Source organism: Tabrizicola sp. (assembly GCF_051645465.1).
Lineage (GTDB): Bacteria > Pseudomonadota > Alphaproteobacteria > Rhodobacterales > Rhodobacteraceae > Tabrizicola.
Genome location: NZ_JBOFBI010000322.1, coordinates 1 through 5,057, shown reverse-complemented (window position 1 = coordinate 5,057; position 5,057 = coordinate 1). Strand labels below are relative to the sequence as shown.

Annotated in this window: 6 protein-coding genes; 3 read left to right on the top strand and 3 right to left on the bottom strand. The window is 64.3% G+C overall.

What is annotated here, in order from left to right:
* The 3 genes from ACRCSW_RS20735 to ACRCSW_RS20725 all read right to left on the bottom strand — a co-directional run.
* Window positions 1–1,144: AMP-binding protein (locus tag ACRCSW_RS20735; protein WP_438707553.1), on the bottom strand; the 1,144-nt coding region annotated here is incomplete at its 3' end.
* Between the two features lie 344 nt (window positions 1,145–1,488).
* Window positions 1,489–2,007 (bottom strand): gluconokinase, encoded by a 519-nt coding sequence (locus ACRCSW_RS20730; RefSeq protein WP_438707552.1) that lies wholly within the window; start codon window positions 2,005–2,007, stop codon window positions 1,489–1,491.
* A complete protein-coding gene (locus ACRCSW_RS20725) occupies window positions 2,004–2,759 on the bottom strand; it encodes an SDR family oxidoreductase (RefSeq protein WP_438707551.1) in 756 nt (251 codons plus the stop codon). The genes ACRCSW_RS20730 and ACRCSW_RS20725 overlap by 4 nt, the downstream gene beginning before the upstream one ends.
* Window positions 2,760–2,853: 94 nt before the next feature.
* On the opposite strand from ACRCSW_RS20725, the gene ACRCSW_RS20720 reads away from it, so the two are divergent.
* From ACRCSW_RS20720 to pufB, 3 genes are all read left to right on the top strand, one after another.
* Window positions 2,854–3,024, top strand: a complete 171-nt coding sequence (locus ACRCSW_RS20720) for a hypothetical protein (RefSeq protein ID WP_438707550.1) — start codon at window positions 2,854–2,856, stop codon at window positions 3,022–3,024.
* On the top strand, window positions 3,024–4,448 hold the full coding sequence (gene gndA, locus ACRCSW_RS20715) for an NADP-dependent phosphogluconate dehydrogenase (RefSeq protein WP_438707549.1): 1,425 nt from the start codon (window positions 3,024–3,026) through the stop codon (window positions 4,446–4,448). The genes ACRCSW_RS20720 and gndA overlap by 1 nt, the downstream gene beginning before the upstream one ends.
* A 446-nt stretch (window positions 4,449–4,894) precedes the next feature.
* Window positions 4,895–5,050, top strand: a complete 156-nt coding sequence (pufB, locus tag ACRCSW_RS20710) for a light-harvesting antenna LH1, beta subunit (protein WP_438707548.1) — start codon at window positions 4,895–4,897, stop codon at window positions 5,048–5,050.
* The last annotated feature ends 7 nt before the right edge of the window (window positions 5,051–5,057 follow it).

Sequence of the window (5,057 nt, the reverse complement as noted above, 5' to 3'; positions counted from 1 at the left end):
TGGAGAGGTCGTGCTTTTCCACCCATTCCGGACCGAGGCCCATCAGCGAGCGGATGGCGGTGGGCGCGGTGTAGAACTGGTTGACCTTGTGCTTGGCGCAGACCTCCCAGAAGCGGCCCGCGTCGGGGTAGGTCGGCACGCCTTCGAACATCAGCGTCGTGGCACCGTTCGAGAGCGGGCCGTAGACGATGTAGCTGTGCCCCGTGACCCAGCCCACGTCCGCCGTGCACCAGAAGACATCGCCGTCGTGGTAGTCGAAGGTCATCTGGTGGGTCATCGAGGCGTAGACGAGATATCCGCCCGTCGTATGCACAACGCCCTTGGGCTTGCCGGTCGACCCGCTGGTGTAAAGAATGAAGGTCGGGTCTTCGGCCCCGACTTCCACATAGGGGCAATAGGGCTTGGCCGCTGCCATTTCGGCGGTCAGGTCGACGTCACGCCCTTCGACCCATGAGGTCTGGTCGCCGGTGCGTTTGGCCACCAGCACGCGGACCTTGTCCGAGCAATGCAGCATCGCCTTGTCGGTGTTGTCCTTCAGACCGATCTTCTTGCCACCACGCGGGCCCCAGTCCGCAGTGATGACGACCTTGGCGCCGCTGTCGTTCACGCGATTGGCCAGCGCGTCCGGAGAGAACCCCCCGAACACGACCGAATGGATCGCGCCGATCCGCGTGCAGGCCAGCATCGCATAGGCCGCCTCGGGGATCATCGGCATGTAGAGAACGACCCGGTCGCCCTTCGTCACGCCCTGCGCCTTCAGCACGTTGGCCAGACGGCAGGTCTGTTCCAGAAGCTGAGCATAGGTGATGTGCTTCGCCGGTTCCTTCGGATCGTCCGGCTCCCAGATGATCGCCGTCTGGTTTGCCCGGGTCAGCATGTGCCGGTCGATGCAGTTGGCGCTGATGTTCAGCGTGCCATCCTCGAACCAGCGGATGTCGATCTTGCCCGGCGCGAAAGAGGTGTTCTTGACCTTGGTATAGTCCTGGATCCAGTCGATGCGCTTGCCCTGCTCGCGCCAGAAGGCGTCGGGGTCTGCGACTGACGCCGCATACATCTGGGCATAGCGTTCGTTGTTGACATGCGCATTCGCGACGAACTCTTTCGGCGCTGCGTATGTCCCCGCAAGCTGACCGGTTTCCGCCATAGGTCTCCCCTCCCCTTTTGAACAGCTGGCCCGCTGATCACGACCCCCTGCGAGCGCTGAACGCAGGTATATGCGTGATCCGAGCATACCGCATTTGTAAAAATTATGCTAACTATAATTATACAATAACTTTTTTTGTAAATATCTTGACAGGTATATGGGTCAATTGTGTAAATGTAACGAAAATCTGAAGTGAAATGACAGGTTTGTGAGCGGCCGATCCTGGCTTGTCCGCTGCTTGGTCAAAGTGTCGCAGTATGCTGTGGTGCCGCGCCCTGCAGGTGCGCCGGGCCTCTGGCGCAGCTGCGATTCGACCGGGCGGCCGACCGGCAAGTCCGGTGACGTCATGGGTCTGAACCTGGCGTCAACGATCGGGCCGCTTTCAGCGCAAGCAGAATTTGGGCCACTATCGCCGCCAGCGGCTGGTCGATGTCTACTGTCACGGCCTCATCCGGACCGGGCGGCTCAAGGGTGGCGAACTGGCTGTCGAGGAGAGAGAGCGGCATGTAGTGGCCGGCGCGCCGGGACATACGGGCGGCGATGACCTCACGCGATCCGGCGAGATGGATGAAGGTGACAGGCCCACCCGCGCCTGCCCGGATGCGGTCGCGGTAGGCCCGTTTCAGGGCCGAACAACCGACCATCACTGGCGCTGCATCGCGGAGGGTGCTGGCCACGCGGTCAAGCCAGGGCCAGCGGTCGTTGTCGGTCAGCGGGGTCCCGGCACGCATCTTCTCCACGTTGGCCGCCGGGTGCAGGTCATCGCCATCGGTGTAAGGGACTCCGATGGCCTTCGACACCGCAGCTCCGACAGCGGACTTGCCGCAGCCCGACACGCCCATGAAGACGACACGCAGGGTCACAGCGATGCGGTGATGCCGCCATCCACGTAAAGGATGTGGCCGTTCACGAAGCTTGAGGCGTCGGAGGCGAGAAAGACGCAGGCGCCCACCAGTTCCTCGACCCGACCCCAGCGCCCGGCGGGGGTGCGTTTTTCGAGCCAGGTCGAGAAGGCCGGATCGGCCACGAGGGCGGCATTGAGCGGCGTGTCGAAATAGCCGGGTGCGATGGCATTGCACTGCAGGCCGTGCCTGGCCCAGTCGGCAGCCATGCCCTTGGTCAGGTTGCCAACAGCGCCCTTGGTTGCGGTATAGGGCGCGATGCCGGGGCGGGCGAGCGCGGTCTGAACGCTGGCGATGTTGATGATCTTGCCCCGGCGGCGCGCGATCATGTGCCGGGCGACGGCCTGTCCGACATGGAAGACCGATGCAATGTTGGTCTGCAAGAGCCGCTCGAACGCGTCTGCCGGGAAGTCCTCTAGCGGGCCGCGGTGCTGCATACCAGCGTTGTTGACCAGGATGTCGATGGGGCCGGTTCCGGCCTCGAACGTATCCACGGCGGTGCGGACCGTGTCATGCTCGGTCGCGTCGAAGAGTAGCGTCACGGAACCGGGGATGTGAGCGGCAGCGGCTGCAAGCTTGGTCGCGTCGCGTCCGTTCAGCACGACCTGCGCGCCCGCTGCAGCGAGACCCTGCGCCAGGGCAAAGCCGATGCCCTGCGACGATCCAGTGATCAGCGCACGCTTTCCCGTCAGGTCAAACAGTTGCGGTCCCACGGCACCCTCCCCTTGGCATTGGCTCTCGACAAGCACCCGATTGCCCGCTCATGTTGGAGATACCAAAACGCGGCAAGGCCTGACAGGAGCAATCATGACCAAATTCCGCGTCCTGCAGATTGGCGCTATCGGCTTGGTATCACGGGCTGTGAATGCAGCCTTGTGTGTGCATGGCCCGCTCAAGGCCGCCGACCGCAAGCCTGAACGGCTGATCACCGCAACGACGGGCGTCTGTTCGGTCGTCCTGAACCGGAGGGGCGTGTAATGGCAATGAACGACACGGGATCGGGGAAACCCGGCATCGGCCTGATCGGTCTTGGAACGATGGGCGGGGCGCTTGCGCTGAACATCGCCGAGAAGGGCTTTCCGATCGCCGTCTGGAACCGCACCGCTTCGGTGACGACAGAGTTTCACGCCGAGGCTGGCCCGCTGGCCGAACGGATCGTTCCCACGGCCACGTTGGCCGATCTGGTGGCTGCGATTGCCCCGCCGCGTGCGATCATCCTGATGGTGCCCGCGGGTCCGGCGGTGGACGATCAGCTGGCGGCGCTTAGCCCACTTCTCGGCCCCGATGACCTGGTCATCGATGCGGGCAACGCGAACTTCCACGACACCAACCGTCGGCAAGCCGCCGGTCTGCCCTTCCGCTTTCTGGGCATGGGTGTCTCAGGCGGCGAAGAAGGCGCCCGGCATGGTCCGGCGATCATGGCCGGGGGTGAGGCCGCCGATTGGGCGCGGATGGCGCCGGTCCTGCAAGCCATTGCGGCCAAGGCCGAGGATGGCACGCCTTGCGCGGACCACATGGGGCCTGCGGGGGCGGGGCATTTCGTCAAGGCGGTGCACAACGGGATCGAATACGCCGACATGCAGATGATCGCCGAGACCTATGGCATCATGCGCGATGGCCTGGGGATGGGTGCGACCGGCATCGGCCAGTGCTTCGCGCGCTGGAACGAGGGGGTCCTGCGGTCTTACCTGGTCGAGATATCGGCGGCGGTCTCGCTTGCCCGCGACCCGGTGGGAGGCGGGCCGCTTCTGGACATCATCGTGGACGCCGCGGGCCAGAAGGGGACCGGGCGCTGGACGGCGATCGAAGCGCAGAACCTTGCAGCGCCCATCCCGGTGATCGAGGCGGCGGTCATGGCGCGGAATGTGTCGGCCAGGCGGGCAGAGCGGGCGGCGGGCGAAGCGCTGTATGGGCGGGCCGCGGGCAAGGCGGTGGACGTCACGCCGGACGATCTGGAGGCGGCGCTGATCGCGGGCAAGATCCTGTGCTATGCGCAGGGTTTTGCGATGATCTCGGCGGCGGGGAAGGAGTTCAGCTGGGCGCTCGACCTGCCTGCTATCGCGCGGGTCTGGCGGGCGGGGTGCATCATCCGTTCGGCCATGCTGAACGACATGGCGGGCGCACTGGCCGAAGACCCCGCGCGCAACCTGATCCTCGCGCCGTTCTTTGCGGATCATCTGCGCCGCTCTCTGCCCGGGCTGCGGCGGGTTGTATCGGCAGGTGCGCTGCACGGTCTGGCCTTGCCGGCGCTTGCGGCGGGGCTGGCGTGGTTCGACATGATGCGCACGGCGCGGGGCACGGCCAACATGATCCAGGCGCAGCGCGACTTCTTCGGCCTCCACGGGTTCGAGCGGCTGGATGGAGTCAAAGCGCCGCACGGCCCCTGGGCCAACGACACCTAGACCGACCGCGTCAGCCGGTTTCGCCCCTGGGTCAGCGGGAAAGGCTGGCCAGGGCAAAGCGCCGTGGCGGGAGTGCGCGGCGGTCAGATCATACCAACATCTGAACCCGACTCGGGCCCGTTCGTGAGGACGAGCGCGAACACGTGCTGCAGCAGATTCGCGCCGCGCCGATACGGTCTGCGATTGCCGCACCAATGCGCGGCATGGGGCTTGGCCTACCTATATAACAATAACAATAGATTAGTGCCATACTGCCCATCAACCGAGGCGCGGCATCTGAGATGACTGTAAACTAGGCATTACAGTTGAATTTGTAATACATAAGTGACACAATGTCGCAGTGGGCGCAGGGTGGCGGGCTGATCGCCGGTCGGCGCTCCGGGCGAGCGGAAGGTCGTCAACTCGCCCATTTGACAATCAGACGACGAGGGCACGGAGGAACATTCATGTCCAACGATCCTGACAAAGTATGGCCCACCGGCCTGACTTTGAAAGAAGCTGAAGAAGTCCACAGCTATCTCATCGATGGCACACGGGTGTTCGGGGTCATCGCCTTGATCGCGCACGTTCTGGTGGCCGTCTCGACGCCCTGGCTCGGCTGAGGAGGAA